This window comes from Amycolatopsis sp. NPDC003865, assembly GCF_053605345.1.
This window is the reverse complement of sequence record NZ_JBSGJA010000012.1, coordinates 144,101-169,619: the sequence shown is the minus strand read 5'-3', so window position 1 is coordinate 169,619 and position 25,519 is coordinate 144,101. Positions and strand designations below refer to the sequence as shown.

Genomic DNA, 25,519 nt, shown 5'->3' with positions numbered 1-25,519 from the left:
CAACCGTGCTAGTCTGCGCGCGAAAGAGTTCGTTCACCGAATCAATGTGGGAGCCCGCATGGTCAGCCGCCCCGGCGCCGTCCTCGTCGCCTCCGGCGGCGCCACGCTGCTCGCGCTCTTCGTCTTCACCGCGCCGCTGTCGATCGTCCCGGCGGTGGCCGGCGGGCTCGGGGCCGGCGCGGTCGCGACCTCCTGGATCCTCAGCTCCATGAGCCTCGGGCTGGCGGTCGCCCTGCTGCCGGCCGGCGCGATCGGCGACGACTTCGGCCGGCGGCGCGTCTTCGTGGCCGGCGCCGTCGTGACGGCCGCCGGGTCGGCGCTGTGCGCGGTCGCGCCCGGGCCGCTGACCTTCATCGTCGGCCGCGTGGTCGAAGGGCTCGGTTCCGCCGCGCTGATCGCGTGCGGGCTCGCGGTCCTCGGCCCGGCGTTCCCGGACGCGGCCGGCCGCGCCCGCGCGACCGGCCTGTGGGGCGCCTGCCTCGGCGCGGGCATCGCGACCGGCCCGCTGGCCGGCGCGGCCCTCGACCACCACTGGCGCGTGCTCTACGGCGTGATCGCCGGGCTGTCGCTCGGCGTCGCCGTGCTCGGGCGGGTCCTGCTGGCGGAGTCGGAGTCGGACCGCGCGCGGACGGTCGACCTGCCGGGCGCGCTGCTGCTCGGCGGCGGCCTCGCGGCGCTGCTGGCCGCGCTGACCGAAGGCAGGCAGGGCTGGACGAGCCCTCTGGAACTGGCCTTGATCGCGGCGGCGGTCGTGCTGCTCACGGCGTTCTTCGCCCACCAGAACCGGTCCGGCGGCGGCATGCTCGACCTGACGCTCTTCCGCCGCCCGGCCCTGGTGTCGGCGACGGCGGGCGCGTTCGTGGCGGGTGCGGGGGTCACCGCGCTGATGGCGTTCCTCTGCACGATGCTCGAGAACGGCCTGGCGCTGAGCCCGCTGACCTCGGCGCTGGTGGTGCTCGCGTGGTCGGCGACGAGCGTGGTCTCGGCGGTGCTGACCCGCAGGCTCCCGCCCGCGTTCTCCGGTGGCGCGCGGCTGAGCGCCGGCCTGGTCGTGGTCGCGGCGGGCCTGGTCCCGCTCGCGTTCGTCACCCCGGCTTCGAGCCCGGTCGTGGTGCTGCCCGGTCTGGTGGTGGCCGGGTTCGGGACGGGCGTGGTGAACGCGTCACTGGGGCGCGAAGCGGTGGCGAGCGTGCCGCCGCACCGGGCGGGGATGGGCAGCGGCATCAACAACACGAGCCGCTACGTCGGCGCGGCGCTCGGCGTCACGGTGGTCAGCGTGCTGGCCGTCCACCCGTCGCCGGCAGGCCTGACCGCGGGGTGGAACACCGCGGTCGTGGTCGGTATCGCGGTGTCGCTCGCGGGCGCGGCGGCGATCGCGGGGCTGACCGCGCGGGCGAAGCGCGTCACGCCGGCGGTCGTGTGAACCGGTCGAGCATGGCGCGCAGTTCGGGCGCGCCGACGTTCGCGCCGAAGGCTTCGGCACCGGGTTCGAGCCGGACGCCTTCGGCCAGTGGGCCGGCGATGACGGGGTCGAAGCCCAGGGCGTCGACCAGTTCGGCGACGCGGGTCACGTCGGCCGCGTCGTCGCCCGCGATCGCGATCGCCTTGCGGCCCGGCGTGCCCGCGGGGCGGGCCTCGTCTTCGAGGTCGTGGTAGCCCATGTGGTTGAACGCCTTCACGACGTGCGCGCCCGCCAGGAAGGCCTGGACCGTCTCGCTGGTCGAGGCCCGCAGGTCGGCGCGGACGCCGTCGACCTCCCACCAGTAGTTCATCGCGTCGACCACGAGCTTGCCGGCGAGCGCGGCCGCCGGGACCGTGCGGTATTTGCCCAGCGGCAGCGCCAGCAGCACGACGTCCGCCTTGGCCGCCGCCTCCGCCGCGGTCACCGCGACCGCGCCGGGGGTGAGGACCTCGACGGTGAGCGCGATCTTCTCCGGCGCCCCGGAGCCGGCCACGAGCACGTCGTGCCCGGCGGCGAGGGCGAGGCGCGCCAGGACCGTGCCGACCTTGCCCGCGCCGAGGATCCCGAGGATCATTCCGCCGCCGCCAGCAGGTCGCGCACCATCGGGATGACCTTGGTGCCGTACAGCTCCACCGCGCGCAGCCGCGCGCTCACCGGCTGGGCACCCGCGGTGTAGATCAGGTCGAACCGGCCGACGTCCAGCGCCGCGACCGCGCGGGCGATCTTGCGGGCGACCGTCTCCGGCGACCCGATGTACAGCGAACCGTGCTCGATCTCGTGGTCGTACTCCTCCCGCCGGATCGGGGCCCAGCCCCGCAGCGCGCCGATCCGGTCGCGGATCACGCGGTAGTGCGGCCAGAACACCTCGCGCGCCTGCTCGTCGGTGTCGGCGACGAAGCCGGGAGAGTGCATGCCGACCGGGTGGGCGGTCGTCCCGAGCTGCGCGGCCGCCTTGCGGTACAGATCGACGTAGGGCGCGAACCGCCCCGGCGCGCCGCCGATGATCGCCAGCATCAGCGGGAGGCCGTGGCGGGCCGTGCGGATCACCGACTGCGGCGAGCCGCCGACGCCGACCCACGTGCTCAGCCGACCGCTTTCGGTCTTCGGGTGGACGTCGGCGTCCGCCAGTGGTGGCCGCAGGGTCCCCTGCCAGGTCACCGGTTTCTCGTCGAGCAGCCGGACGAACAACTCGAGCTTCTCCTCGAACAGCGCTTCGTAGTCGCCGAGGTCGTAGCCGAACAGGGGGAACGACTCGGTGAACGAGCCCCGGCCGAGGATGACCTCGGCGCGTCCGTTCGAGAGGGCGTCGACGGTCGCGAAGCGCTGGAACACGCGGACGGGGTCGTCGGAGCTCAGCACCGTGACGCCGGAGGACAGCCGGATCCGCGACGTGCGGGTGGCGATGCCGGCCAGCACGGTCTCGGGGGTGGAGATCGCGTACTCGGGGCGGTGGTGCTCGCCGAGCGCGAGCACGTCGACGCCGAGCTCGTCGGCGAGCATGGCCTCGTCGACCACTTGCCGGATGGCCGCGGCGGGGGAGAGCGGGCGGCCGGCGTCGTCTTGGGCGACGTCGCCGAAGGTGTCCAGCCCGAATTCCAGGTCAGTCACGATGACTCCTTTGGTTGACACGTCAATCATCCGCTCGATATGATTGACGTGTCAACCAGGAGGTGTGGTGACCCAGCCGACACGACGGCGGCGCGTGCTGCCGTCCACCGACGAGCTGCGCGTCTGGCGCGGGTTCATCGAGACCGCCGAGGCGTTGCGCACCGAGCTCGGCGCGCGCCTGCAGGCGGAGTCAGGGCTGTCGCCGGGGGACTACGCGGTGCTGCTCGCCCTCAGCGAGGCCGAGGGGCGGCGGCTGCGGTCGTCGCAGCTGGCCGACGACGTCGGCTGGGAGCGCAGCCGCCTGTCGCACCACCTCGGCCGCATGGAGAAGCGCGGCCTGATCCGGCGGGAGGAGTGCCGAACGGACAACCGCGGTGCCGAGGTCGTGCTGACCCCGCAAGGCGAGGCGTCGTTCCGCGCGGCGACGGTCCCGCACCTGACGGCGGTGCGCGAACTGTTCGTCGACGCGCTGACCCCACAGCAGCTCACCGCGGCCGGCGAAGTCGCGGCGGCGCTGCGGGCCCGCCTCGGCTAGCGTCGTTCCGCTCAGAGGCCGCAGGCTTTCGTGAGCGCGGTGACCTGGTCGGTCTTCCGCCGCACCCAATCGGCGGGACCGGTCACGAGGTCGTCGACCGTCGTGTGGCGGAGGGTCTCCGCCAGGGAACCGATCGCGTCGCCGATCGTGGTGTTCGCCGCGCGCTCCGCCAGGCCGGCCAGTTCGCCGCCCGCCGCGCGGGCGCGGTCGGCCGCCGCCTGCGGGTCGGTCAGGTCCGGGGTGGCCGTCGCGATCCGCACGGCTTCGGTGCACACGCTGACCGTCGACGCGGCGTCGCCGACGCGGTCCGCCGATTCGGCGGCGGCCGCAGTCAGCCGTTTCGTCGAAAGCAGTGCGGAGATTCCCTTCATCGGGACGAGCGGACGCCGGTGCGAGTCTTGACCAAGCTGGCCACGACAGCCGTCGTGAGGATTGCTCCCACCGTCGCCAACGACAGGCCCGTCGGGATCTTCCAGATCTCCAGCAGCAGCATCTTCGCGCCCACCCAGACCAGTACCAGCGCCAAGCCGAGCTTCAGGTACACGAACCGGTGCATCAGGTCCGCCAGCAGGAAGTACAACGCGCGCAACCCCAGGATCGCGAACGCGTTGGACGTGAACACCAGGAACGGCTCCTGCGTCACCGCGAAGATCGCCGGGATCGAGTCCACCGCGAAGACCACGTCGGTCACCTCGATCAGCACCAGCACCGCCAGCAGCGGTGTCGCCACCCGGCGGCCGGCTTCGCGGACCAGGAACCTGCCGCCGTGGTGGACGTCCGTCGACGGGACGAGGCGGCGGAACACACGCAGGATGACGTTGTTCTCGTAGGCCACCTCTTCCGTGCGGTGCAGCGCCATCCGCACGCCCGTCAGGACCAGGAAAGCGCCGAACACGTAAAGGATCCAGGCGAAGCTCGCGAGCAGCGCCGAGCCGGCCGCGATGAACACCGCCCGGAACACCAGTGCGCCGATGACGCCGTAGAACAGGATCCGGTGCTGGTGTTCGCGCGGTACGGCGAAGTAGCCGAAGATGATCGCGAACACGAAGACGTTGTCGACCGCCAGGGACTTTTCGATCACGTACCCGGCGAAGTACTGGCCCGCGAACTCCGCGCCCCAGACCCACCAGACGACGGCTCCGAACGCGACGCCCAGCGCCACCCACACGCCCGACCACGCCAGCGCCTCGCGGACGCCGACGACGTGGGCCTTGCGGTGGGCGAACAAGTCGACCGCGAGCATGAGCAGGATGACGCCCAGCACGGCGGCCCAGGCCCAGAAGGGGACGGTCACGGCACACTCCTCCGGTTCGGTGCGAACCGGAGGTCTTCCCGGCCACCGCGAGGTGGCGCCGGCACCGGGTCTGCGCCGGGGCAGCCGTATTGACGATGCCGGACCGGGGCGGGTACTCCCCTCCGTCCACTCCAGAATGACGAACTCCGCTTCGTCTGTCAAGTGTGGACGGCTAAGCTGCCCGCATGGCTTCGTGGACGTTCCTGAGCAACCACGCGCACGTCCTGCTGTGCCTGGCCGAGAACCCGGACCACCGGCTGCACGACATCGCCGAGCGGGTCGGCATCACCGAACGCGGCGTGCAGCTGATCCTCGCGGACCTGATCGACGGCGGGTACGTCGAACGTGAGCGCGTGGGCCGCCGCAACCACTACACGATCCACCCGGAAGGCCGCCTGCGGCACCCGCTGGAAGCCCACCACCGCGTGGCCGAGCTGGTGGCGGCGCTGGGGCACCCGGCCCGCCGCTGAGACCTCAGTCCGGCAAGGGCAGCGCCAGGCGGAAACACGCGCCTTCGCCGACCGCCGTCTCCAGCTCGACGTCGCCGCCGTGCGCGCGGGCCAGCGAGCGGGCGATCGACAGTCCCAGGCCCGCGTCCGCGCCGCCGGATCGCGTGCGGGACCGGTCGGCGCGGTAGAAGCGGTCGAACACCCGCCGCGCCTGCCCGGCCGTCATCCCCGGTCCGGCGTCGGCCACCTCCAGGACCGCGCGGCCCGCCGCCGTGCCCACGCCGATGCGGACGCTCGTGCCCGGTGGCGTGTGCGCGGCCGCGTTGCCCACCAGGTTCGTCACCACCTGCCGCAGCCGGGCCTCGTCCGCGTCGACCGGGGCCGGGCCCGGTGGCCCGGCGCCGCCCGGGCCGGTGAGCGTGACCGTGCGGGACGGGTCGAGGGCACGCAGGTCGTGCCGGGCGTCGCCGGCGAGGGTGCGCAGGTCCATCGGGGCCCGGTCGAGCTGCTCCTCGGGAGCCTCGTCGAGCTGGGCGAGCAGCAGCAGGTCTTCGGTGAGCGCGGTGAGACGGGTCGCCTCCCGGTCGATGCGGCGCATCGCTTCGTCCACATCGGACGGTCCGGGCAGGGCGCCCATCCGGTACAGCTGCGTGGATCCCTTGATGCCGAACAGCGGCGTGCGCAGCTCGTGGCTGACGTCCGCGACGAACGCGCGCATCCGCGCCTGCGACGCCGACCGGGCCGCGAAGGCGTCCTCCAGCTGGCCGAGCATGGTGTTGAGCGACGCCGCGAGGTGCCCGATCTCGGTGCCGGGCGGGGCGAGGACGGGGACGCGCCGGGTGAGGTCGCCGCCGGCGATCGCGGCCGCCGTGTGCTCGATCCGGCGCAGCGGCCGCAGGCCCCGGCCGAGGGCGAACCAGCCGGCCGCGGTCAGCACGACGAGCAGCGCCCCGCCGGTGACCAGGCTGCTCACCCGCAGCTGGGCGATCGTGGCGTCGGCGTCGGCGAGCGGCGCGGCCGAGACCACCGTCCCGCCCCAGCCGGCGGCCGGGCGCGCGACCGCCCGCCAGCGTTCCGAGCCGTCGGCGGCCGGCAGGTCGACGCCGCTGCCGTCGGTGGGGACCGTGCGCAGCGCGTCGGGCGCCGGCAGCGTCGGTCCCGGGACCCGCGAGGAGTGCAGGCGGCCCACCACGGCGCCGCCGGCGTCGAGGTAGACGACGTACGGGCTGCCGAACAGGTCGAGCGCGGGATCGAGCAGGTCCGGCCGCACGGCGGGGTTCCCGGCCGGGGGCGGGCCCGCCGCGCGGGAGATGAGCTCGGTCATCGAGCGCAGCTGGCCGTCGAGGCGGTCGAGCTGGAAGCGCTCCAGCCGGCCGGCGACGAGCGCGCTCACCAGCGTCAGGCCGGCCAGCAGGAGACCCGCGGTGAGCAGCAGCAGCCGCGCCCGCAGCGACAGCCGCCTCACCGCCGGGGCTCGCGCAGCACGTAGCCCACGCCGTGCACGGTGTGGATCAGCTTGGGTTCCCCGGTGTCGACCTTGCGCCGCAGGTAGGAGATGTAGGTGTCGACGATGCCGGCGTCGCCGCCGAAGTCCTCGCGCCACACGCGGTCGAGGATCTGCGCCTTGGACACGACCCGGCCGGCGTTCTCCATCAGGTAGCGCAGCAGGCGGAACTCGGTGTCGGACACCCGGACGGGCCGTCCCGCGCGCGTCACCTGCCGGCCGTCGGCGTCGAGGGCCAGGGCGCCCACGGTCAGCACCGCGGCCGGGTGCCCGGCGGTGCGGCGCAGGATCGCCCGGATCCGCGCGATCAGCTCGGCCAGGTCGAAGGGCTTCGTCACGTAGTCGTCGGCGCCGAGGGACAGGCCGGTGACCTTGTCGGCCTGGCCGTCCCGCGCGGTGAGGAACAGGACCGGCACCGTGCGGTGCTGCTCGCGCAGCCGCCGGACCACTTCGAAGCCGTCCAGGTCCGGCAGCATGACGTCCAGCAGCACCAGGTCGGGCGGTTCTCCGGTGGCCGCGGCGACGGCTTCGCGAGCCGTCGCCGCGGAGGTCACCCGGAAGCCGGCGAACCGGAGCGCGGCGGAGAGCAGCTCCCGGACGGTGGGTTCGTCGTCGACCACCAGCAGCCGGCTCATCGCGTCCATGCCCGCGAGGATACGGAGATCGCGCGGGCGAGCAGGCTGCCGGCGAACCCCGCGACGGCCCCGCCCGCGGCTCCGGCGGCCAGGGCGAGCAGCGGGTTCGCCGCCAGGTGCGCGCCGAAGACGGGGACCGAGAAGCCGAACACGGAGACCGAGAGATCGACGGAGAACCGCGAGAGCAGTGCGGTGCCGCCCAGGACGCAGCCCACCACGACGGCGAGTTCCGCGGCTTGCCGCAGGGGCGGGCGGCGCCGGCGGAGGGCGACCGCGGTGCCGCACCCGAGCAGCACCACGGCGGCGACCCAGCGGGTGGCCGGGAAGCTGGTGTCCGGGGCGCAGGAGAGCAGGCCGGTGGTGCCGAGGTGCCACGGGACGCCGAGTCCGGTGAGGACGGCGGCGGGCGGCAGCTGGGGGAGCAGAAGCAGGACGGCCCCGGCCGCGGCGGCGCCACCGAGCACCCCGGCGGCCACCAGGCACACCGCGGCGATCCCGGCCAGTGGCCACCGCAGGGTGCGCAGCGTGGTCGCGGCGGAGGGGAACCGGGTGATGAGCCAGCAGGCTGCGAGGACCGAGATCGCGAAGGCCGACGCGCCGGCGACGGTGGGCCCGACCGCCACGGAGTACGCGGCTTCCAGACCGGCGGGGGAGGGCGGTCCGGCGTGGCCGGGGAAAGCGGTGCCGAGCCGGCCGGCGGGCGCCGGAAACCCGGCGCCGAGCCCACCCGCGGCGCCGGCGCCTGGCAGCCGGGCCGAACCGCAACCCCGCGGTGTACCGGCCTCACCCGGCAACTCCAGCTTTCCCCTTGCCCACCAAGCGATTCCGCCCATCACCCCCGCGAAAGCCACCGCCGCGACCGTGCCCCGCGTGAGCAACCCCTCCCGTCGCCGTAGCAGCAGCCACCCCAAAACCACCGCCCCCGCACCGGAAACCCCGAGCGGAATCCCGCTCAGGCCACCCCGCAAGCCGACCGGCAGCCCACCGGCCGATGCGGCCTGGAGGTCCACCGATCCGCCCACGGCCAACGCGACCACCGCGGCGGTCACCGACCGATCCACCCCGAGCAGCAGCGACCCCACCGCCGCCACGAGCGCCATCGCCAGCAGCGCCGCGGCCGCCGCCAGCAGGCCGCGGCCCACCTCCCGCATCACACGTCCCGGCGCCGGAACACCACGAACGCCACCGCCAGCACCGCGGCCACCCCGGCGCACATCCCGGCCAGGTTCAGCCACGGGTGCGGGAAGTCCGGGTCGGGCACCGTCTTCAGGACCGCCGACGCCCCGAGCGTCGGCCAGTAGAAGAACAGCCCGCGCACCCACGCAGGGAAGAGGCCCGCGAGCGCGGGGACCAGGAAGACGATCCCGACGAGCGTCGCGAGCGCGCCCGCCGTCGCCCGCATCAGCGTGCCGAGCCCGACCGCCAGCAGCGCGATCGCCGCGAGGTAGAGCCCGCCGCCCGTCACGGCCGGCAGCACGCCCGGATCGCCGAGCGACGCGCGCGGCAGGTCCTGCGCGCCCAGCACCGCCTGGCCGAGGGAGAACGCGGCGAACATCAGCACCTGGCCCGCCACCCCGGCGACGGCGACGGCCACCACGACCTTGGCCGCCAGCAGCCGCTCCCGGCGGGGCGTCGCGACCAGGGACGTCGCCACCAGCCCGGTCGCGTGCTCCCCGGTCACGACCAGGATGCCCAGCACCCCGATGATCAGCTGCGCGACGATGTAGGACGTCAGGCTCCGGTTGGTCGGGTCCCAGGCCCGCGGGTCCTCGGCGTACGCCTTGCCGGCGGCGTTCATGGCGAGCGCGGTGATGCCGAGCCCGGCCGCGAACAGGCACGCCAGGGTGTACCAGGTCGAGCGCAGGCTGCGGAGCTTGATCCACTCCGCGTGGACGGACTGCGGGAAGCTCACGCGCTCGCCCCCTCGTACTCGAGGCTGTCGCGGGTCAGCTCCATGAAGGCGTCCTCGAGCGAGACGCGCTGCGGAGTCAGCTCGGCGAGCGCGACGCCGTGGTAGGCGGCGAGTTTGCCGATCTCCCCGCTCGTCAGGCCGGACACCACGAGCGAGGCTTCGGCGCCTTCGCGGACGCAGGCCCCGGCGGTGACGAGCAGCCGGGCGAAGCCGGCGTCGGGCGTGCGGACGAGCACGGTGCCCTCGCCGCGCACGAGCTCGCTCACGGCGGTGTCGGCGACGAGCCGGCCGCGGCCGATCACGACCAGGTGGTCGGCGGTCTGCGCCATCTCGCTCATCAGGTGGCTGGACACCAGCACGGCCCGGCCTTCCCGGGCCAGCGAGCGCATGAAGCCGCGGATCCACCGGATGCCTTCGGGGTCGAGCCCGTTGACCGGCTCGTCGAAGATCAGCACGCGCGGGTCGCCCAGCAACGCCGCCGCGATACCGAGCCGCTGCCGCATGCCGAGCGAGAACCCGCCCGCCCGCTTGCCCGCCACGCCGTCCAGCCCCGTGCGGGCGAGAACCTCGCCGACCCGGCGCCGCGGGAGCCCGTTGCTCACCGCCAGGGCCAGGAGGTGGTCGTACGCCTTGCGGCCACCGTGGACGGCGCCCGCGTCGAGCAGCGCGCCGACCTCGGTCAGCGGCACGGGGAGGTCGCGGTAGCGGCGGCCGCCGACGGTGACGGTTCCCCGCGTCGGCGCCGCGAGGCCGAGGATCAGCTTCATGGTCGTGGACTTGCCGGCGCCGTTCGGCCCGAGGAACCCGGTGACCTGCCCGGGTTCGACGGTGAACGACAGGTCGTCCACGACGGTGTCGGGGCCGTACCGCTTGGTCAGGCCGCGCACTTCGATGGTGGTCATGCGGCGAGCGTGGCCCCGTCGCCTGGCCGGTTCCTGGGAGGTTCTGGGAGAACTCGGGGAGTTCGCGCGGCCGGGAGCGTCTCCGCTCGCCGCTTCCCCGAAAATCGATCCCGGCCGCCGGTCAGCCGCGGGTGGCGCGGGCACGCAGGTGCGCGCGTTCGCCGTGCTGCCCGAAGAGGATGAGCAGCTCGACGGCCTTGCCGTCGGCGCTGCCGAGCCAGTGGGGCAGCGTCGTGTCGAACTCCGCGGCCTCGCCCTCCGGCAGTACCAGGTCGTGCTCGCCGAGGACCAGCCGCAGCCTGCCGTGGAGCACGTAGAGCCACTCGTGGCCGTCGTGGGTCTGGTGCGCCGGCTCCGGCGGGCGGTCGCTGCCCGGGATGAGCATCTTGTACGCCTGCATGCCACCCGGACGGCGGGACAGCGGCACGAACGTCATGCCGTGGCGGTGGATCGGGGCGAGGTGGACGCGCGGGTCGCCGGTGCGGGGCGCGCCGACGAGGTCGTCGAGCGGGACGCGGTAGGCGCGGGCCAGCGGCAGCAGCAGGTCCAGGCCGGCCCGCCGCTGCCCGCTCTCCAGCCGCGACAGCGTGCTCTCCGACACCCCGGTCGTGCCGGCGACCTCGGCCAGCGTCAGCCCGCGGGTGCGGCGCAGGGCCCGCAGCCGGGGGCCGACCGCGTGCAGGACGTCCTCGATGTCGTCGCTCACCCGGCCATCTTGCCGAAACCGCAAGAAAGCGTGCCACTCCGGCACGGCCGGGCCACGGTGGGGCCATGACCGCCACGGAATTCTGGGACACCCACTACGCGACCCCGCGGGCCGCACCCCGCCCGAACGTCCGGCTCACCGAAGCTGTCGCCGGCCTGGCGCCCGGCACGGCGCTCGACCTGGGCAGCGGCGCCGGCGGCGACACGCTGTGGCTCGCCCGCCTCGGCTGGCGCGTGACCGCCGCCGACATCTCCGGCGTCGCGACCGCCCGCCTGGCCGAGCGCGCCCGCGACCTCGGGCTCGGCGACCGCGTCACCGCCGAACGGCACGACCTGGCCGAGACCTTCCCCGAGGGCCGCTTCGACCTCGTCTCGGCGCACTACCTGCACACGTCCTTCGCGGTCCCGCGCGCCCGCGTGCTGCGCCGGGCCGCGCACGCGCTGTTGCCGGGCGGCCGGCTGCTGGTCGTCGACCACGGGTCGGTCGCGCCGTGGTCGTGGGACCAGGACGCCCGGTTCCCCGCGCCACGGGATGTGGCCCGGTCGCTGGACCTCGACGCCGGCGAGTGGACCGTCTCGCGGGCCGAAGCCCGGTCCCGCCGGGCGACCGGACCCGGCGGCCGGGTCGCCGAGGTGGTCGACCACCTGCTGCTGATCCGCCGAGCCCGATGACCGTCCGAGGAGGACAGCCGATGCCCCGCCGACGTGACACCCCGCCCCCGCGGACCGGCCCCGGCGAGAAGGACGTGCTGCGCGGCTTCCTCGACCAGCTGCGCGCCGCGGTGGCGGCCAAGGCCGAGGGCGTCCCCGAACCGCAGGTCCGGACGCCCGGCGTGCCGTCGGGCACGTCCCTGCTCGGGCTGGTCCGGCACCTGACCCACGTCGAGCGCTGCACGTTCCTCGGCGAGCGGACGGCCGACTGGCCTGCCACGTTCCGCCCGCGGCCGGAGGAAACGGCCGCCGCGCTCCTGGCGGGCTACCGCGAGGCGGTCGCCGCGGCCAACGCGGTGATCGACGCGTGCGCCGACCTGACCGAGCCGGTGGCCCGTCCCACCGGGACACCGCCGTCGATGCGCTGGGCCCTGGTCCACATGATCGAGGAGACCGGCCGCCACGCCGGCCACGCCGACATCCTGCGCGAACTGGCCGACGGGTCGACGGGCCGGTGACCGGGTCCGGGCCGCCCGATGTGCGACAGTGGCGGCATGAACGGCCCGAGCCGCCGCCGGCCGGCGTCGGTCGCGGATCTCGCGCGGAGTTCCGCGTGGACGGTGACCGGGTCCCGCGGACGCTGGATCACCGCCGAGCGCGTCCTCGCCCTCGGCGGCCGGCGCTGGGTGGTCGGGCTGACCCCGACGGCGGGCGGCGCGACGGCGCTGATGCTGTGGTGCGACGACGACGTGGTCGCCCACCGGCGCGGTCCGGAGGCGGCGTTGTGCGAGACCGCGCTGCGCTGGGTGGGCAACCTGCTGGCCGGCCGCCCCTGGGACGCGCGCTGAGCCGTCGGCTCGGCGGCGACGACGGCCTTTCGGGTGTCCGCACCGCCGCGACCGGGTAGCCCCCTGCCGGACGTGCTGTCGGACGGAAGGGGGCTCACGTGCCGGAATGGGCGGAGGCGGGGCTGTGGGGCCTGGTCGGCGGGGTCGCGCTCGTGGTGGGGGCCGCCGTCGCGTGGTGGGTGCGCGTGCCGCGGCGCGTCGTCGCCGGGATCATGGCGTTCGGGGCCGGGGTGCTCATCTCCGCGCTGGCCTTCGACCTCGTCGACGAGGCCCAGCGGGCCGGTGGCCTCGGGCCGACCGCGGGCGGCTTCCTCGGCGGCGCCGTCGTGTACGTCGCGATCAACGTCGTCCTCGCGCGGCGCGGAGCCCGGCACCGCAAGCGCTCCGGCGGCCAGCAACCGTCCGAACAGGACAGTGCGGGCAGTGGCGCGGCGATCGCCGTCGGCGCCCTGCTCGACGGCGTCCCGGAGTCGGTCGTGCTGGGCGTGTCCCTGCTCGGCGGTGGGGGAGTGGGGCTCACGGTGCTGGCGGCGGTGTTCATTTCGAACGTCCCGGAAGGACTGTCCAGCGCGGCCGGGATGAAGACGGCTGGCCGCGGAGCCGGGTACGTCTTCGGGGTTTGGAGCGGGATCGCGCTCGTCAGCGGCGTTGCCGCCTTGGCGGGGAACGTCCTCCTGCGCTCGGCTTCGCCGGCGACGATCGCGGCGATCACGGCGGTGGCCGCCGGGGCGATCCTGGCGATGATCGCCGACACGATGATCCCGGAGGCCTTCGAACGCACCGAGCTCTACACGGGCTTGCTCGCCACCCTCGGCTTCCTGACGGCCTTCGTGGTCGAGCACGCCGGCTGAGCCGGGCCCGCCGGTGCGGCGGGCCCGGTACCGGTCCTAGCGGATGGTCTTGTTCGCGGCGAAGTAGGCGTTCGACGGCGCCAGGAACGACAGCACCACGCCAACGATGGCGACGACGACGCTGACGTAGCTGAGCCACGTGCTCTGTCCGGCCAGCACCGAAATCAGCTGCAGGGCGGTGATCACCGTGAGCACGATCCGCGCCCAGTTCCGGCCGGCGCGCAGTTTGAACGCGAACAGCAGGTAGAGCGCGGCGATGATCACGGCGATCACGAGCGCGACGACCATCGTGATCGTGACGGCCTGGTCGATCTGCGCGTCGGTCAGCGAGCCGCCGCTTTGTCTGTTCGAATTCCGCAGCGTGTCGGCGATCGCGTCACGGCTTGCGAAGATCAGGAGGCCGCCGATAAGGCTGATGACAGTCGAAGCGATGAACGCCCAGAAAGCGCCTTCGACCGTGCTGGGCCGCGCCGGCGCGGCGGCGGGCTGCCCCGTCGCCGCGGATTCGGGGTAGTTCGGATAGTTCGGTGATTCGGTCATAGAGATCGAATAGCACGCTCGCGACCCGGCTGCTGAATGAACGGCCGTTTCCGGCGCGAAACCGTGATGTCGGACGGTCAGTGGCGGCGGCCGAGGGCCTCCCGTTTGACGAAACCGATCACCGCGGTCGCGACGAACAGCACCGCGCCGACGATGATCAGCCAGAAGAGGCCCTTGATGACGATGCCGAGGACGGCCAGGACGGCCCAGACCACCAGCAGCCCGATGAGAAGACCCATGTCAGCCCCTTTCGAAGGTGCCGGCGGAGTACCCGCCCGCCTGGAGCGCTACACCCGACAGCGGCGCCGCCAGTACGCCCAGGTGACGGCGGCCAGCAGCGGCGCCCAGAGCAGCAGCGGCAGGTAGCAGGCCACGAGCAGGGCGTGCCAGCCCGGTCCGGCGAAAGTGACGGCCCCGAGCCCGGGGAAGTCCCGGAACGCGTACGCCCAGATCACCGCGAGCGCCAGCGCTCCGGCGGCCGCCGGGACGATCGCCGCGTACGGCGCGACGCGGCGGCCGCCGAGCAGCGGGATCCACCGGGGGACGCGCTCGCCCCACGGCCGGACGAGGCCGAGGGTGAGCAGAGCCAGTGCTTCGGAAACGACGCTCAGCCCGACGATGTACGCGGCTTCGCCGAAACCGATGGCGTAGCGGGGCCGCAGCCCGAGGTCGGCGCCGCCGGCGAGGAAGAGCCGCCAGATCCCGGACGGCAGGGTGACGAGCGGGACGGCGTGCGCGGCGGCGACGGCCCACCGCGGCGGGCGGACAACGGGTGCTGCGGTCATGGTCCCGACTTTGTCCGGTTCGCGGCGCCGGAACCTCCCGCCGGGGTATCAGCCCGCCCCTCCTCCGGGGGAGACGCGCGGGTGCAGGCTCGCCTCCAGCTTGGCGAGCAGGCCGGTGAGCGTCGTGCGCTCGTCGCGCGTCAGCCCGCCGAGCAGGTCGGCTTCGTGCTCGAGCAGCCGGCGCACGGTCGTTTCGACCAGGGCGTGACCGGACTCGGTGAGCTTGACCGCGACCGCGCGGCGCGACGCCGCCGACGGCGCCCGCTCGACCAGGCCGGCCTGTTCGGCGCGGGCGATCCGCTGGGAGATCGCGCCCGCGGTGACCAGGGTGCGGCGGGTGATCTCGCGGGTCGTCAGCTCGTACGGCGGTCCGGCGCGCCGGATCACGCTCAGCAGGTCCAGTGTGGACGGATCGATGCCGAGCCCGGCCAGCGTCCGGCGCCGGTCGTCGGCCAGCAGCTTGGCGATGCGCCAGGCGGGCGTGATGACCTCGATGGACTCGGTCGCCGCGCCGGGCAGCTCGCGCCGCCACGCCGCCGCGATGTCCGCCGCGGGCCAGCGCAGGATCGCTTCCATCGGGTAGCCGTCGTTGGACACCCTCGCCTCCCCGTTGCTACGTTTAGGGCTAAACGTAGCAGAGGAGGAGTGCACGTGAGCCGTATCGTGCTGGTCACCGGCGGCGGGAGCGGGCTCGGCAAGGCGGTCGCCGCCCGCTTCCGCGCGGCCGGGGACACCGTGGTCGTCACCGGGCGGGACGCGAGCCGCCTCGAGCGCGTGGCCGGAGAGCTCGACGTCCGGCCGATCCCGTGCGACGCCACCGATCCCGGACAGGTGAGCCGGCTGGCGGACGAGCTGGGACCGGACCTCGACGTCGTCGTGAACACCGCCGGCGGCAACACCGACTTCGGCGGCGAGCGGGCCCCGGGCCTGGCGGGCGTGCTGGCGGCGTGGCGGGCGAACCTGGACGCCAACCTGCTCAGCGCCGTGCTGACGACGACCGCGGTGCTCGGCAAGCTGCGCCCGGGCGGCACCATCGTCACCGTCGGGTCGATCGGCGCCGAGTACGCGTCGGGCTCCTACGGGGCCGCGAAAGCGGCGCTGGCGGCGTGGACCGCCGGGCTGTCGTCGGAGGTCGGTCCGAAGGGGCTCACCGCCAACCTGATCTCGCCGGGCTACATCGCCGAAACCGGGTTCTTCCGATGCAAGCTGACCGAGCAACGGCGGGAGGCGCTGATCGCCGCGACCCACAACGGCCGTGCCGGTCATCCCCGCGACATCGCGGAGACCACGTTCTTCCTGGCCTCCACGGGGGCCCGGCACATCACCGGCCAGACGCTGCACGTCAACGGCGGCGCGCACACGACCCGCTGACGTCCACTGTGGACCCGGGTCAGGCGGGCTCCCAGCCCAGGTGCGCGGAAACCTTCGCGGCGGCCTGGGTGGTGACGCGGCCGGCGGCGTCGAGGCGCTCGCCGAGCCGTCCGGCGGGCGCGGAGACGTTGAGCGCGGCGACGACCCGGCCGCGGAAGTCCCGCACCGGCGCCGACACGCCGGCCAGGCCCGGCTCGAACTCTTCGCGGACGCGGGCGTACCCGGCCCGGCGGGCCTCGCGGATCTGTGCCCACAACCGCGGCAGACTGTCCACTTCGGACGATTCGGGGAAACGAACGTAGAGGTCGTCGGGGGAGGCGTCGAGCAGCAGCACGCGCCCGGCGGAGGTGAGGCGGGCCGGGACGCCGCGGCCTTCCCAGCCGGGCGTGCGGAAGGAGTGCCCGGACACCGAAAGCACGGTGAGCACCTCCTGGCCGCGCAGGACGCACAGGTGGACGGTCTCTTCGAGATCGGCCGCCAGCTCCCGCATGACCGGTTCGGCGGCGCGGACGAGCCGGTCGTCGACCGTCCGGGCGACGAGCGAGAACAACCGACGGCCCAGCCGGTAGGAGAGCGTGTCCGGATCCCGTTCGACGACGCCTTCCCCGGCGAGTGCCTTGAGCGCCCGCGAGACCTGGCTCTTCTCCCGCCCGGTGAGCCGCGCGAGCCGGACCACACCCAGCCCGCCGGCGCGCTGGGCTTCGGGGGAGGCGAGCGCTTCGAGGAGGTCCAGGTCGCGGCGGAGGCCGTGGCCCGGGCGGCGCGGGTCGTCGGGCATGCCCCGAACGTAGCAAGCCGCGGTTGGCGTGAGCGCAACGCGCGTTGCGATTTCCCGCCGGTCCTTGCCCGGCGTTTCCGGCGGCTCCTACCGTCGGCCGGGTGCGGATCACGGCCATCACCCTCGACCGGCTGCGGCGGGAGCTGGACCCGCCGCTGCACGCGGCCTGGGACCCGGACCCGCGCCGGCACTTCGACGCCACGATCGTGCGCGTGCACACCGACGACGGCGTCACCGGCATCGGCTCCGGCGACACCATGGCCGGCTTCGAAGCCGTCGAGCACCTGTTCGTCGGCCAAGATCCCCTCGACATCGTCCGGCACGTCGAGGCCATCGAGACGGCGAACTTCCACGGCGGCCGCTTCTGGCCGCTCGAAGCCGCCCTCTGGGACGTCCTCGGCCAGGTCGCCGGCCTGCCGGTGGCGACGCTGTTCGGGAACTCCGCGCGCTCGCTGCCCGCGTACGCCTCCTCGGCCGAGCTGAAACCGCCGGCCGAACGCGTCGAAACGGCCCTGGCCGCCCGCGAAGCCGGGTTCCGGGCCGTGAAGATCCGCATCGCCCCCGGCCGCGTGGCCGACGGCGTCGCCGCCGTGGCGGCGGTTCGCGACGCGCTCGGCCCGGAGTTCGGGATCATGGTGGACCTCAACCAGTCCTGGCGGATGGCCGGCGACACGAGCGCCGCGACCGACCTGGCGGGCACCCGGAAACTGGTGCGCGGGCTGGCCGAACTGGACGTCCTCTGGGTCGAAGAACCGCTGCCCTACCACGATCTCGACGGCTTCCGGACACTGCGGGCGGAGAACCCGGGCGTGCGGATCGCGGCGGGGGAGATGCACCACTCGGTGCCGGAGCTGCTGCGGTACCTCGAAGAGGACGTCCTCGACGTCTACCAGACCGACGTCGTGCTGGCGGTCGGCCTGCACCGCGCCCGGACACTGGCCGAGCTCGCGCGGCTCAAGCACCGCGCGTTCACCCCGCACAGCTGGACCAACGGCATCGGCGTGCTGGCCAACCTGCACGTCGCGGCCGGGGTCGGCGGCGGTCCGTACTTCGAGTTCCCGTGGGACCCGCCCGGCTGGACGCCCGAGCGCCGCGACTTCATGCTGGCGGACCCGCTGATGATCACCCCCGGCGGCGACCTGGAGGTGCCCCCGCGGCCCGGGCTGGGCGTCGAACTCGACGAGGAGGCGGTGGACCGGTGGCGGATCTGACGCGGTGGACCGCGGAACCGGGCGGCCGGACCGAATACGGTCCGGGCGTCCTGGCCGAGCTGCCCGCCTTCGTCACTTCCCTGGGGCAGCCGAGGGTGTTCGTGGTCACCGACCGCGGCCTGCGGGCCACCGGGATCGTCGGGCGCGTCGAGAAGATCCTCGCGGCGGCCGGGATCGAGCACGCCGTGCACGAGGACGTCGGCCCGAACCCCTCGACCGCGGAGCTGGACCGCGGCGCCGCTCGGCTGCGCGAGTCCGGCGTCGCGACGGTGCTCGCGCTCGGCGGCGGGTCGGCGCTGGACGCCGCCAAGGGCATCGCGCTGCTGGCCGGGAACCCGGGCGCGGTCGCGGCGGACGCGGACCGGTTGTGGGACGCGCGTGCCGGGTTGCCGCTGATCGCGGTGCCCACCACCGCGGGCACCGGCGCCGAGACCAACGGCTTCGGCGTCGCCGAGGACCGGTGCGCGCGCCGGAAGGTCTACATCGGACACTCGTCGGTGCGGCCGCGGATCGCCGTGCTGGACCCGGAACTGACGCTCGGCCTGCCCGCGGCAGTGACCGCCGCGACCGGGCTGGACGCCCTGGTCCACGGCATCGAGTCACTGGCCTCGCGCGGGTCGACGCCGTTGTCCGCGGCGTACGCGACGCAGGCGGTCGAGCTGGTCGGGCGCTGGCTCCCGCCGGCCTGCCGCGACGGCGGCGACCTGGCGGCGCGGTCCGGGCTGCTGCTCGGCGCGCACCTGGCCGGGCGCGCGCTGACGGTGTCCGGGCTCGGGCTGGTCCACGGGATCGGGCACGCGCTGACCGCGCACACGGGCACCCCGCACGGCGTCGCGCTGGCGGCGGTGCTCGAGGAGGTGATGGCCTTCAGCGCCCCGGCGGCCGCGGAGGCGTACGAGGCGGTAGCCCAGGCGCTGCGCGGACCGGGCGGGGCGATCGAGGCGGTGCGCGGGATCTCCGGCGCGATCGGGATCAAGCGCCCGCTGCGCGAACTCGGCGTCACCCGCGAGGACGTCCCGGCGATCGCGGCGGACGCGGTCGCCGACGCCGTCACGAAGAACGCGCCCCGGCGGCCGTCGGAGGCGGAGGTCGCCGAGCTGCTGTGGAGCGTCTACTGACCCGCTACGCGGCGAGGCCGGCCGCCACCGCGACCAGGTGCGGCGCGAGCGCGTCCGCGATCACCGCGTACCCGGCCGAGGACGGGTGGAACCGGTCGGCCGAGAACAGTGCCGGGTCCGCCGCGAACCGCCCGGTCAGCTGCGGGCCCGCGGTGGCCACGGCACCGCCGGCCCGGATCGCCGCGTCCGCCTGGGCGCGCGCGTAGTGGCCGCTCGCCGCGGAGACCAGCTGCCGGTAGGGTCCCGGCACCCGCGACACGATGCCCAGGTCGGGAGCGGGCACGACGAGCACGCGTGCGCCGGCGCGGACGAGCCGGGTCACGGCGTCGTGCAGCTGCCGGGCACCGGCCGCCGGCGAGACGAACCCGGCCAGGTCGTTCGCGCCGATCACGATCAGCGCCAGGTCCACGCCGGCGCGCAGGGCGGCGCCGGCCTGGCGGTCGAGGTCGGCCGAGCGGGCGCCGGGCACGCCGAAGCCCTGGAGCCGCACGACGTGCCCCTCGGCCCGCAGCCGCCGGGCGAGCCGCTGCCCGAGGGTGTCCTCCGGACGCGAACTGCCGACACCGGCGGCCAGCGAGTCGCCGAGGACGCAGAATCGGAGTGTGGTCATCGTCGGTACAACGCCGGTGCGGCGTGGTTGTTTCCCCGGGCGGTTCGCTTGACCGGGACAGTGGTCGTGCGGGTACTGGTCGGGCTGGTGCTGGTATGGGTCTTCCAGCGCCGTCCGGTCTACCTGCCGGACACCACGCCGGTGGTGAACCTCGCGCGGGCGGGGCGCTGGTGCCCCGTCAGGCGTTGGCGGTGACCCAGGTGGCGATCTGGGCGCGGTTGGTGCAGCCGAGCTTGGTGAGGATGTGCTGGACGTGGCTCTCCGCCGTCCGCTCGGAGATGTGCAGCAGCGCGGCGATCTGCTTGTTCGTCAGCCCGTCGGCCACGTGCGCGGCGACCTCCCGCTCGCGGCGGGTCAGCGGCCCCGGCGTGTCGCCGCGCAGGGCCGCCGCCAGCGTGTCGGCGGCCTGCCGGACCGGGGCCATGCCGAGCCGCGCGGCCGTCGCCGACACCGAGGCCGCCAGGCCGAGTGCTTCGGCCACGTCGCCGGGGCGGCCCCGCCGCGCCAGCGTTCTGGCCAGCTCGAAGCGCGCCAGCGTGGCGTACGGCGGGGTGCCCGCCTCCTCGTTGGCCGCGATCGCGAGCCGGGATTCCCGCACGGCTTCGTCGAGCCGGCCGGCGGCCGCGGCCGCCAGCGCGAGGTAGCGGCGGACCGAGCCGGTGACGAGGATCGAGCCCGCGCCGCCGGTGACGAACAGCCCGGCGTGCGGCCGCAGGATCGCCGCCGCCCGCTCGACCGCCTCCGGCGGCCCGAACTCCGCGCCCACCTCCACCGCGGCCGCGGCGACGGGCAGCGTCGCGGGCACCGGCGCGGGCTCGAAAACCGCGCCGCGGCGGTAGAACGCGGCCGCCTCGGCCCGGTCGCCCATCTGCAGCAGCCACGCCGAGTGCAGCAGGGCGACGAACGGCGGAGCGTGCTCGGTGAAGATGCTCGCCATCGCCGGGGTCACCAGGCTGGTCCGCCCGGTGAGCCCGGCGACGGAGGCCAGCACGGTGATCGGCACGCCCTGCAACGACATGTGCGCCCGGTCCGCGACGAGCGCGAAGCTCTGCCGCAGTGCTTCGACGGCGTCGTCGAACCGCCCGCGCGCGATGGCGAGCGTGGCGGAGCTGCGCAGGTGGTGCCAGCGCGCGAGCGGGCGGCGGAGGCGTTCGGCCGGCAGCCGCAGCGCGTCGAGCTCCTGTTCGGCCTCCCCGAACCGGCCGAGCATCAGCAGCGCGTCGAACCGCCACAGGTGACCCCACAGCAGCGCGTCGGCGTCGTCGCGGTCCTCGCCGAGCGCGATCATGCGCCGGGCGAGGGCCAGCCGTTCGTGCACGCCACCGGGGCCGGACCGCACCATCTGCCGGGCCCGCAGCGCCGAGCAGAGCACGTCCGGGTCGCCGAGCGCCTCGGCGATCGCCAGCGCCTCGGCCGACTCGGCGTCGCCGCCGCCGAGGAACCCGGCTTCACCCGCGTGCAGGGCGAGCAGCCGGGCGCGCAGCGGATCGTCGCCCGGCGGCAGTCCCGCGAGCGCCTCGCGGGCGATCTTGGCCCCGTTGAAGCTGCCCCACGGGTCGGACAGGCCCTCCATGGCCAGCGCGATTTCGCCCAGCAGCACCGGATCGCCGGCTTCCCGGGCCGCGGCGGCGGCTGTCTCCAGGGCCCGGGACCCGCGTTCGATCTCGCCGCCGCGCAGGTGGGCGAGGCCTTCGCGGCGGCCGAGCCGGGCCCGGTCGGCGGCGGAGGCGGGCGCCGCCTCGAGCGCGCGCCGGTAGAGCTCGGCGGCGCGTTCCCACGCGAGCTGGGCCAGCGCCTGGTCGCCGGCGCGCTCGGCCCGGTCCGCGGCCTTCGCCGCGTCGCCGACGGGCAGCGATTCCAGCCAGTGGTGGGCGATTTCCGACGTGCGGGCCGGGTCGCGCCGCTCGAGCCAGTCCGCCAGCCGGGCGTGCGCGGTCAGCCGCGCGGCCGTCGGCAGGTCCGCCGCGGCCGACTCCCGGATCAGGTCGTGCTGGAAGCCGCGCGCGGTGATGATCCCGGCTTCGGCGGCCTCGTCGAGGTCGGTCAGGACGTCGGCGGCGGGCCGGCCGGTGACCTCGGCGAGCGCGGCCGGGTCGACGGCGCGGCCGAGCACCGCGGCGGTCGCGACGAGCAGCCGGCACGATTCGCTCAGCCGGGCCAGCCGCGCCCGGACGGTGTCCACGACGCCGTCCGGCAGCGCGTCGCCGCCCGCGCCGGCCAGCCGGGCCAGCTCGGTCACGAAGAAGGGGTTGCCGCCCGAGCGGCGGCTGACCAGCGTCGCGACCTCGGCGGGGATGCCTTCGTGGCCGAGCTGCTCGACGACCTCGGCTTCGGTCAGGCCGGCCAGCCGGATCCGGGTCAGGACCGGCTCGCGGGCCAGGGCGGCGAGCGCGGCGGTGAGGGCTTCGCGGCCGGTCGTCTCGGTGTCCCGGTAGGTCGCGACGATCAGCACGGGCGCGCGCTCGAGGTCGCGGGCGAGGTGGACGAGCAGGGCGAGCGACGCGGCATCGGCCCACTGCAGGTCGTCGAGCACGGCGAGCAGGCCGTGCGGTGCGGCCGTCTCGCGCAGGCCGTCGGCGAAGGCTTCGAAGGCCTGGAAGCGTGCCTCGGCGGAGCCGTTCGCGTCGCCGGTCGGGAACGGACGGCCGAGCGAGCGGGCCAGCTGCCGGAAGACCCAGTAGGGCGGGCTGCCTTCGTCGTCGCTGGCGCGTCCCCAGCCGACGGGCACGCCGGCGTCTCCGGCGTGCCGGGCCAGCTCCCGGGCGAGACTGGTCTTGCCGATGCCGGGCTCACCGACGACGAGCACCACGCGGCCCCGCCCGGCCCGCGCTTCCGCGAGGCCGGCGCGCAAGAGGGTCAGCTCGCCGGCCCGGCCGACGAAGCCCCGGCCGAGCTCCATGCGCCAGTACGATACGGCGGTCGGGCGGCTTGGGCGTGCTTTGCCCGCACGGTGGGGGATGCGGGTACCGGCGACCGGTCCGCCACGGCTGGTCGTGAGTGGGAAACAGTGGTCCGACCCCGTTTCCCGCTCACGAGCGCCGGGGGCGGGTCAGCGGGGCTCGCCGGGCCAGCGGAACTTCGGGCCCGCCGGCCAGACCGGCGCCGGGAACCACGACGCCCGGGCCAATCCCTTCACCAGCGCCCGCCAGAACGCCTTCACGCCACCCACCTCCCTCGCGCGCAGACCGCGCGGACCCGCAGCAACGCCCGCGGGTCGGCCAGCGGGTCGCCGTCGACGGCCAGCAGGTCGGCGTCGAACCCGGGCGCCACCCGGCCCTTGCGGTGCGCCAGCCCGCACACCCCGGCCGCGACCGACGTGATCGCCCGCAGCGCGTCGGCCGGGGACAGGCCGACCTGGCGCAGCATCAGCGGCGCCCACGGCAGCACCCCGTGCGGCTTCACCGGCGCGATCCCGGCGTCCGTGCCCGCGACCACCCGCGCGCCCAGCTCGTGCAGGCGCCGGTAGTTCGCGATCACGCCCGGCATCCGCCGCGCGATCTCCTCGGGCGGCGCCAGTCCCTCGACCGGCACCATGCCGACCGTCGCCCCGACCGCCACCCCCCGGTCCACGACGGCGCGCAGCAGCTCCTCGGAGTGCTCGACGCCGGTCGCGGTCCAGAACGTCACGTGCTCCATGCCGTCCACGCCCGCCGCGAGGGCGTCGGAGATCGCCGCTGTGCCGTGCGCGTGCGCCGTCACCGGCAGCCCGTGCCGGTGGGCCTCGTCGACCGCGGCGCGCAGGACGTCCCGGTCGAACTGGGCGTCCTCCTGGCGCGTGCCCGGCGTCATCGTCCCGCCGCTGGCCATGATCTTGATGACGTCCGTACCGCGTTCGACGTGCTCGCGCACCGCCGCCCGCACACCGGCCTCGCTCGCCGCCGCGACGCCGCCGAGGAAGTGACAGTGCCCGCCCGGGCTGGTGATCGGCGGCCCGGCGGCGACCAGCGCCGGCTGGTCCGCCCGCCCCCGCAGCCCCAGGGACAGGTAGCCGCGGTCGCCGAGGTCCCGCACGGTGGTCACCCCGGCCCGCAGCGACGCCCGCCCGGCCTCGGCCATCGCGGCGAACGCCTGCTCGTCAGTCCGCCGGGCGAGCCGCGCGACCGGCTCCGTACTGGCGTCGAAGGCGAGGTGGACGTGCGTGTCGATCAGCCCGGGCAGCAGCGTCGCCCCGCCCAGGTCCACGACGTCGGCCCCGTCGGGCGCGGCCCCGCCGGACTCGACGCCGAGGATCGTGGTGCCGTCCAGCACCACCAGCGGGTTGGCCACCAGCGCGGACCCGACGCCGTCGAACAACCGAGCCGCGCGCACCGCCGTGAGCCGGCCCCGCTCGGTAACGAGAAGCTGTTTCGTCATGCGGTCACGATCGCCCGCGAAGGCGCCCGGGCACGTCGGGGCAACTACGGAGACGCGGTACGGAGGTTCCGGGCGGGTCCGCCGGGGACGGCGTGTATCAGCGGCGGGCGAAGCGCCACCGTTTCGGCGTAGCCGTCACGCCGGTGAAGCCGGCGCGACGCCGATTCCGGACCGAACGGAGGTGGATCGATGGACGACACCAGGAAACCGGTGGATCTCGTCCTGGAAGGTGGCGGTGTGAAAGGGGTGGCGCTGCTGGGCGCGGCCCTCGAAATCGTGGACGCGGGGTACCGGTTCGCGCGGATCGCCGGCACCAGCGCCGGCGCGGTCGTCGCGGCCTTGCTCGCGGCCTACGAGCGGGCCGGCCGCGACCTGCACGATCTCGAGCAGGTGATGGTCGATCTCGACTACCAGCGGTTCGCCGATCGCGGCGGCCTGGGCAAGGTGGCGGGACCGGCGGGGGAGGCGTTCGAAGTGCTCGCGCACGGTGGCGGCCACAGTGGCGACTACCTGGCCGAGTGGCTGACTCCGCTGCTGGCGGCGGCCGGCGTCCGGACGTTCGCCGATCTCGAACTGCGCGACCCGGAAGCGGTACCGCTGGACTACCAGCGGTACTCGCTGGTCGTCCACGTCACCGACCTTTCCCGGCGGGCGCTCGTGCGGCTCCCGTGGGACTACTCGCACTACGGCAAGAAGGCCGGCGAGCAGCCGGTCGTCGACGCCGTGCGGGCTTCCATGTCGATTCCGCTCTACTTCCGCCCGGTCCAGGTCGAGACGCCGGCCGGCACCGTGACCTGGGTCGACGGCGGAGTGCTGGCGAACTACCCGATCACGGTCTTCGACCGCACCGACGGTGTCCCACCGCGGTGGCCCACCTGGGGAATCCGGCTCGCGGCCCGGCCCGAAGCCGGTCCCGACACGCCGGTGCGGTCGGCCCCGGCGATCGCGCTGGACTGCGTTGGCACGGTGACCGCGGACTGGAACCGTTATCGGCTCGACGAAGAAGGTGTGAGCCGGCGGACCGTGTACGTCGACACCGGCACGGTGTCCGCCGTCGACTTCGGGATTTCCCGGGAGCGGCGGCAGGAGTTGTTCGAGCGCGGCCGGGAAGCCGCCGCGCGGTTCTTGCGGCAGCAGACGGCCGCACCACGGCAGCAAGTCTCCTGAGAGGGGAACGACCATGTGGACCCACCAGTACTGGAAAGACCTGGCCGAACGCACGGTTCGCACGGTGGCGCAGGCCGCGCTCGCGACCTTGGCGGCAGGCAGGTTCGGGCTGCTCGACGTCGATTGGGCCGCCGTCCTGTCGACGACCGGTTTCGCCGGTCTGCTGGCGGTGCTCACCTCCGTCGCCAGCCAGTTCCCCAAGGCGACCGACACGGGTTCGTTCCGGTGAG

The 25,519-nt window shown here is 74.7% G+C and carries 30 protein-coding genes; 12 read left to right on the top strand and 18 right to left on the bottom strand.

Features of this window, described 5'->3' with window-relative positions:
* Positions 1 to 58 precede the first annotated feature (58 nt).
* Entirely contained in the window at positions 59 to 1,423 is a 1,365-nt protein-coding gene (locus ACWEVP_RS27515; RefSeq protein WP_452065442.1) for an MFS transporter, read from the top strand.
* Here ACWEVP_RS27515 and ACWEVP_RS27510 read toward each other — a convergent pair.
* Together ACWEVP_RS27510 and ACWEVP_RS27505 are read right to left on the bottom strand one after the other, a co-directional pair.
* Entirely contained in the window at positions 1,404 to 2,036 is a 633-nt protein-coding gene (locus ACWEVP_RS27510; RefSeq protein WP_452065441.1) for an NADPH-dependent F420 reductase, read from the bottom strand. The genes ACWEVP_RS27515 and ACWEVP_RS27510 overlap by 20 nt on opposite strands.
* Positions 2,033 to 3,070 (bottom strand): LLM class flavin-dependent oxidoreductase, encoded by a 1,038-nt coding sequence (locus tag ACWEVP_RS27505; RefSeq protein ID WP_452065440.1) that lies wholly within the window; start codon positions 3,068 to 3,070, stop codon positions 2,033 to 2,035. The genes ACWEVP_RS27510 and ACWEVP_RS27505 overlap by 4 nt, the downstream gene beginning before the upstream one ends.
* 67 nt (positions 3,071 to 3,137) lie before the next feature.
* Between ACWEVP_RS27505 and ACWEVP_RS27500 the strand changes: the two genes are divergently transcribed.
* Positions 3,138 to 3,605 (top strand): MarR family winged helix-turn-helix transcriptional regulator, encoded by a 468-nt coding sequence (locus ACWEVP_RS27500; RefSeq protein WP_452065439.1) that lies wholly within the window; start codon positions 3,138 to 3,140, stop codon positions 3,603 to 3,605.
* A gap of 11 nt (positions 3,606 to 3,616) precedes the next feature.
* Here the strand turns inward: ACWEVP_RS27500 and ACWEVP_RS27495 are convergent, their stop codons facing one another.
* Together ACWEVP_RS27495 and ACWEVP_RS27490 are read right to left on the bottom strand one after the other, a co-directional pair.
* Complete coding sequence (locus tag ACWEVP_RS27495; protein ID WP_452065438.1) at positions 3,617 to 3,976, bottom strand: bacteriophage spanin2 family protein; 360 nt, start codon at positions 3,974 to 3,976, stop codon at positions 3,617 to 3,619.
* Positions 3,973 to 4,899 carry a TerC family protein gene (locus tag ACWEVP_RS27490; protein WP_452065437.1) on the bottom strand — a complete coding sequence of 309 codons (927 nt, stop codon included), beginning with the start codon at positions 4,897 to 4,899 and terminating at the stop codon, positions 3,973 to 3,975. The genes ACWEVP_RS27495 and ACWEVP_RS27490 overlap by 4 nt, the downstream gene beginning before the upstream one ends.
* Positions 4,900 to 5,084: 185 nt before the next feature.
* On the opposite strand from ACWEVP_RS27490, the gene ACWEVP_RS27485 reads away from it, so the two are divergent.
* Positions 5,085 to 5,369 carry a helix-turn-helix transcriptional regulator gene (locus ACWEVP_RS27485; protein ID WP_452065436.1) on the top strand — a complete coding sequence of 95 codons (285 nt, stop codon included), beginning with the start codon at positions 5,085 to 5,087 and terminating at the stop codon, positions 5,367 to 5,369.
* Between the two features lie 4 nt (positions 5,370 to 5,373).
* On the opposite strand, the gene ACWEVP_RS27480 is transcribed toward ACWEVP_RS27485, so the two are convergent.
* The 6 genes from ACWEVP_RS27480 to ACWEVP_RS27455 form a co-directional block, all read right to left on the bottom strand.
* Complete coding sequence (locus ACWEVP_RS27480; protein WP_452065435.1) at positions 5,374 to 6,813, bottom strand: sensor histidine kinase; 1,440 nt, start codon at positions 6,811 to 6,813, stop codon at positions 5,374 to 5,376.
* A complete protein-coding gene (locus tag ACWEVP_RS27475) occupies positions 6,810 to 7,496 on the bottom strand; it encodes a response regulator transcription factor (protein ID WP_452065434.1) in 687 nt (228 codons plus the stop codon). The genes ACWEVP_RS27480 and ACWEVP_RS27475 overlap by 4 nt, the downstream gene beginning before the upstream one ends.
* A complete protein-coding gene (locus tag ACWEVP_RS27470; protein ID WP_452065433.1) occupies positions 7,484 to 8,638 on the bottom strand; it encodes a streptophobe family protein in 1,155 nt (384 codons plus the stop codon). The genes ACWEVP_RS27475 and ACWEVP_RS27470 overlap by 13 nt, the downstream gene beginning before the upstream one ends.
* Entirely contained in the window at positions 8,638 to 9,399 is a 762-nt protein-coding gene (locus ACWEVP_RS27465; RefSeq protein ID WP_452065432.1) for an ABC transporter permease, read from the bottom strand. The genes ACWEVP_RS27470 and ACWEVP_RS27465 overlap by 1 nt, the downstream gene beginning before the upstream one ends.
* Positions 9,396 to 10,301 carry an ABC transporter ATP-binding protein gene (locus ACWEVP_RS27460; RefSeq protein WP_452065431.1) on the bottom strand — a complete coding sequence of 302 codons (906 nt, stop codon included), beginning with the start codon at positions 10,299 to 10,301 and terminating at the stop codon, positions 9,396 to 9,398. The genes ACWEVP_RS27465 and ACWEVP_RS27460 overlap by 4 nt, the downstream gene beginning before the upstream one ends.
* Positions 10,302 to 10,422: 121 nt before the next feature.
* Positions 10,423 to 11,007: a helix-turn-helix domain-containing protein gene (locus ACWEVP_RS27455; RefSeq protein ID WP_452065430.1), complete on the bottom strand. Its 585-nt coding sequence runs from the start codon at positions 11,005 to 11,007 to the stop codon at positions 10,423 to 10,425.
* Positions 11,008 to 11,072: 65 nt separating this feature from the next.
* On the opposite strand from ACWEVP_RS27455, the gene ACWEVP_RS27450 reads away from it, so the two are divergent.
* From ACWEVP_RS27450 to ACWEVP_RS27435, 4 genes are all read left to right on the top strand, one after another.
* Positions 11,073 to 11,678: an SAM-dependent methyltransferase gene (locus ACWEVP_RS27450; protein ID WP_452065429.1), complete on the top strand. Its 606-nt coding sequence runs from the start codon at positions 11,073 to 11,075 to the stop codon at positions 11,676 to 11,678.
* Between the two features lie 20 nt (positions 11,679 to 11,698).
* Positions 11,699 to 12,175, top strand: a complete 477-nt coding sequence (locus ACWEVP_RS27445) for a DinB family protein (RefSeq protein ID WP_452065428.1) — start codon at positions 11,699 to 11,701, stop codon at positions 12,173 to 12,175.
* A 36-nt stretch (positions 12,176 to 12,211) separates the two neighbouring features.
* A complete protein-coding gene (locus tag ACWEVP_RS27440) occupies positions 12,212 to 12,505 on the top strand; it encodes a hypothetical protein (RefSeq protein WP_452065427.1) in 294 nt (97 codons plus the stop codon).
* A 98-nt stretch (positions 12,506 to 12,603) separates the two neighbouring features.
* Positions 12,604 to 13,356, top strand: a complete 753-nt coding sequence (locus ACWEVP_RS27435) for a ZIP family metal transporter (protein ID WP_452065426.1) — start codon at positions 12,604 to 12,606, stop codon at positions 13,354 to 13,356.
* 36 nt (positions 13,357 to 13,392) lie between these two features.
* On the opposite strand, the gene ACWEVP_RS27430 is transcribed toward ACWEVP_RS27435, so the two are convergent.
* The 4 genes from ACWEVP_RS27430 to ACWEVP_RS27415 form a co-directional block, all read right to left on the bottom strand.
* The gene (locus tag ACWEVP_RS27430; protein ID WP_452065425.1) at positions 13,393 to 13,896 is read right to left on the bottom strand and encodes a hypothetical protein; all 504 of its coding nucleotides are present in this window, start codon (positions 13,894 to 13,896) and stop codon (positions 13,393 to 13,395) included.
* A 77-nt stretch (positions 13,897 to 13,973) separates the two neighbouring features.
* The gene (locus ACWEVP_RS27425) at positions 13,974 to 14,135 is read right to left on the bottom strand and encodes a hypothetical protein (RefSeq protein ID WP_436391344.1); all 162 of its coding nucleotides are present in this window, start codon (positions 14,133 to 14,135) and stop codon (positions 13,974 to 13,976) included.
* Between the two features lie 48 nt (positions 14,136 to 14,183).
* Positions 14,184 to 14,681, bottom strand: coding sequence for a hypothetical protein (locus ACWEVP_RS27420; RefSeq protein WP_452065424.1), 498 nt, complete (start codon positions 14,679 to 14,681; stop codon positions 14,184 to 14,186).
* A 48-nt stretch (positions 14,682 to 14,729) separates the two neighbouring features.
* On the bottom strand, positions 14,730 to 15,278 hold the full coding sequence (locus tag ACWEVP_RS27415) for a MarR family winged helix-turn-helix transcriptional regulator (RefSeq protein WP_452065423.1): 549 nt from the start codon (positions 15,276 to 15,278) through the stop codon (positions 14,730 to 14,732).
* A gap of 54 nt (positions 15,279 to 15,332) precedes the next feature.
* Between ACWEVP_RS27415 and ACWEVP_RS27410 the strand changes: the two genes are divergently transcribed.
* Positions 15,333 to 16,052 (top strand): SDR family NAD(P)-dependent oxidoreductase, encoded by a 720-nt coding sequence (locus ACWEVP_RS27410; protein WP_452065422.1) that lies wholly within the window; start codon positions 15,333 to 15,335, stop codon positions 16,050 to 16,052.
* 19 nt (positions 16,053 to 16,071) lie between these two features.
* Here ACWEVP_RS27410 and ACWEVP_RS27405 read toward each other — a convergent pair whose 3' ends face one another.
* Positions 16,072 to 16,830, bottom strand: coding sequence for an IclR family transcriptional regulator (locus ACWEVP_RS27405; RefSeq protein WP_452065421.1), 759 nt, complete (start codon positions 16,828 to 16,830; stop codon positions 16,072 to 16,074).
* A 101-nt stretch (positions 16,831 to 16,931) separates the two neighbouring features.
* Here ACWEVP_RS27405 and ACWEVP_RS27400 point away from each other — a divergent pair, with 101 nt between their 5' ends.
* Positions 16,932 to 18,041: a mandelate racemase/muconate lactonizing enzyme family protein gene (locus ACWEVP_RS27400; protein WP_452065420.1), complete on the top strand. Its 1,110-nt coding sequence runs from the start codon at positions 16,932 to 16,934 to the stop codon at positions 18,039 to 18,041.
* Positions 18,029 to 19,159 carry an iron-containing alcohol dehydrogenase family protein gene (locus ACWEVP_RS27395; protein WP_452065419.1) on the top strand — a complete coding sequence of 377 codons (1,131 nt, stop codon included), beginning with the start codon at positions 18,029 to 18,031 and terminating at the stop codon, positions 19,157 to 19,159. Before ACWEVP_RS27400 ends, ACWEVP_RS27395 begins: the two co-directional genes overlap by 13 nt.
* Before the next feature lie 4 nt (positions 19,160 to 19,163).
* Here the strand turns inward: ACWEVP_RS27395 and ACWEVP_RS27390 are convergent, their stop codons facing one another.
* From ACWEVP_RS27390 to ACWEVP_RS27380, 3 genes are all read right to left on the bottom strand, one after another.
* Positions 19,164 to 19,769: an SGNH/GDSL hydrolase family protein gene (locus ACWEVP_RS27390; protein ID WP_452065418.1), complete on the bottom strand. Its 606-nt coding sequence runs from the start codon at positions 19,767 to 19,769 to the stop codon at positions 19,164 to 19,166.
* A gap of 178 nt (positions 19,770 to 19,947) precedes the next feature.
* Positions 19,948 to 22,668, bottom strand: coding sequence for a helix-turn-helix transcriptional regulator (locus ACWEVP_RS27385; protein ID WP_452065417.1), 2,721 nt, complete (start codon positions 22,666 to 22,668; stop codon positions 19,948 to 19,950).
* Between the two features lie 257 nt (positions 22,669 to 22,925).
* Entirely contained in the window at positions 22,926 to 24,122 is a 1,197-nt protein-coding gene (locus ACWEVP_RS27380; protein WP_452065416.1) for an amidohydrolase family protein, read from the bottom strand.
* 189 nt (positions 24,123 to 24,311) lie between these two features.
* Here ACWEVP_RS27380 and ACWEVP_RS27375 point away from each other — a divergent pair, with 189 nt between their 5' ends.
* Positions 24,312 to 25,289, top strand: coding sequence for a patatin-like phospholipase family protein (locus tag ACWEVP_RS27375; RefSeq protein ID WP_452065415.1), 978 nt, complete (start codon positions 24,312 to 24,314; stop codon positions 25,287 to 25,289).
* A gap of 13 nt (positions 25,290 to 25,302) precedes the next feature.
* Positions 25,303 to 25,518 carry a holin gene (locus ACWEVP_RS27370; protein ID WP_452065414.1) on the top strand — a complete coding sequence of 72 codons (216 nt, stop codon included), beginning with the start codon at positions 25,303 to 25,305 and terminating at the stop codon, positions 25,516 to 25,518.
* The last annotated feature ends 1 nt before the right edge of the window (position 25,519 follow it).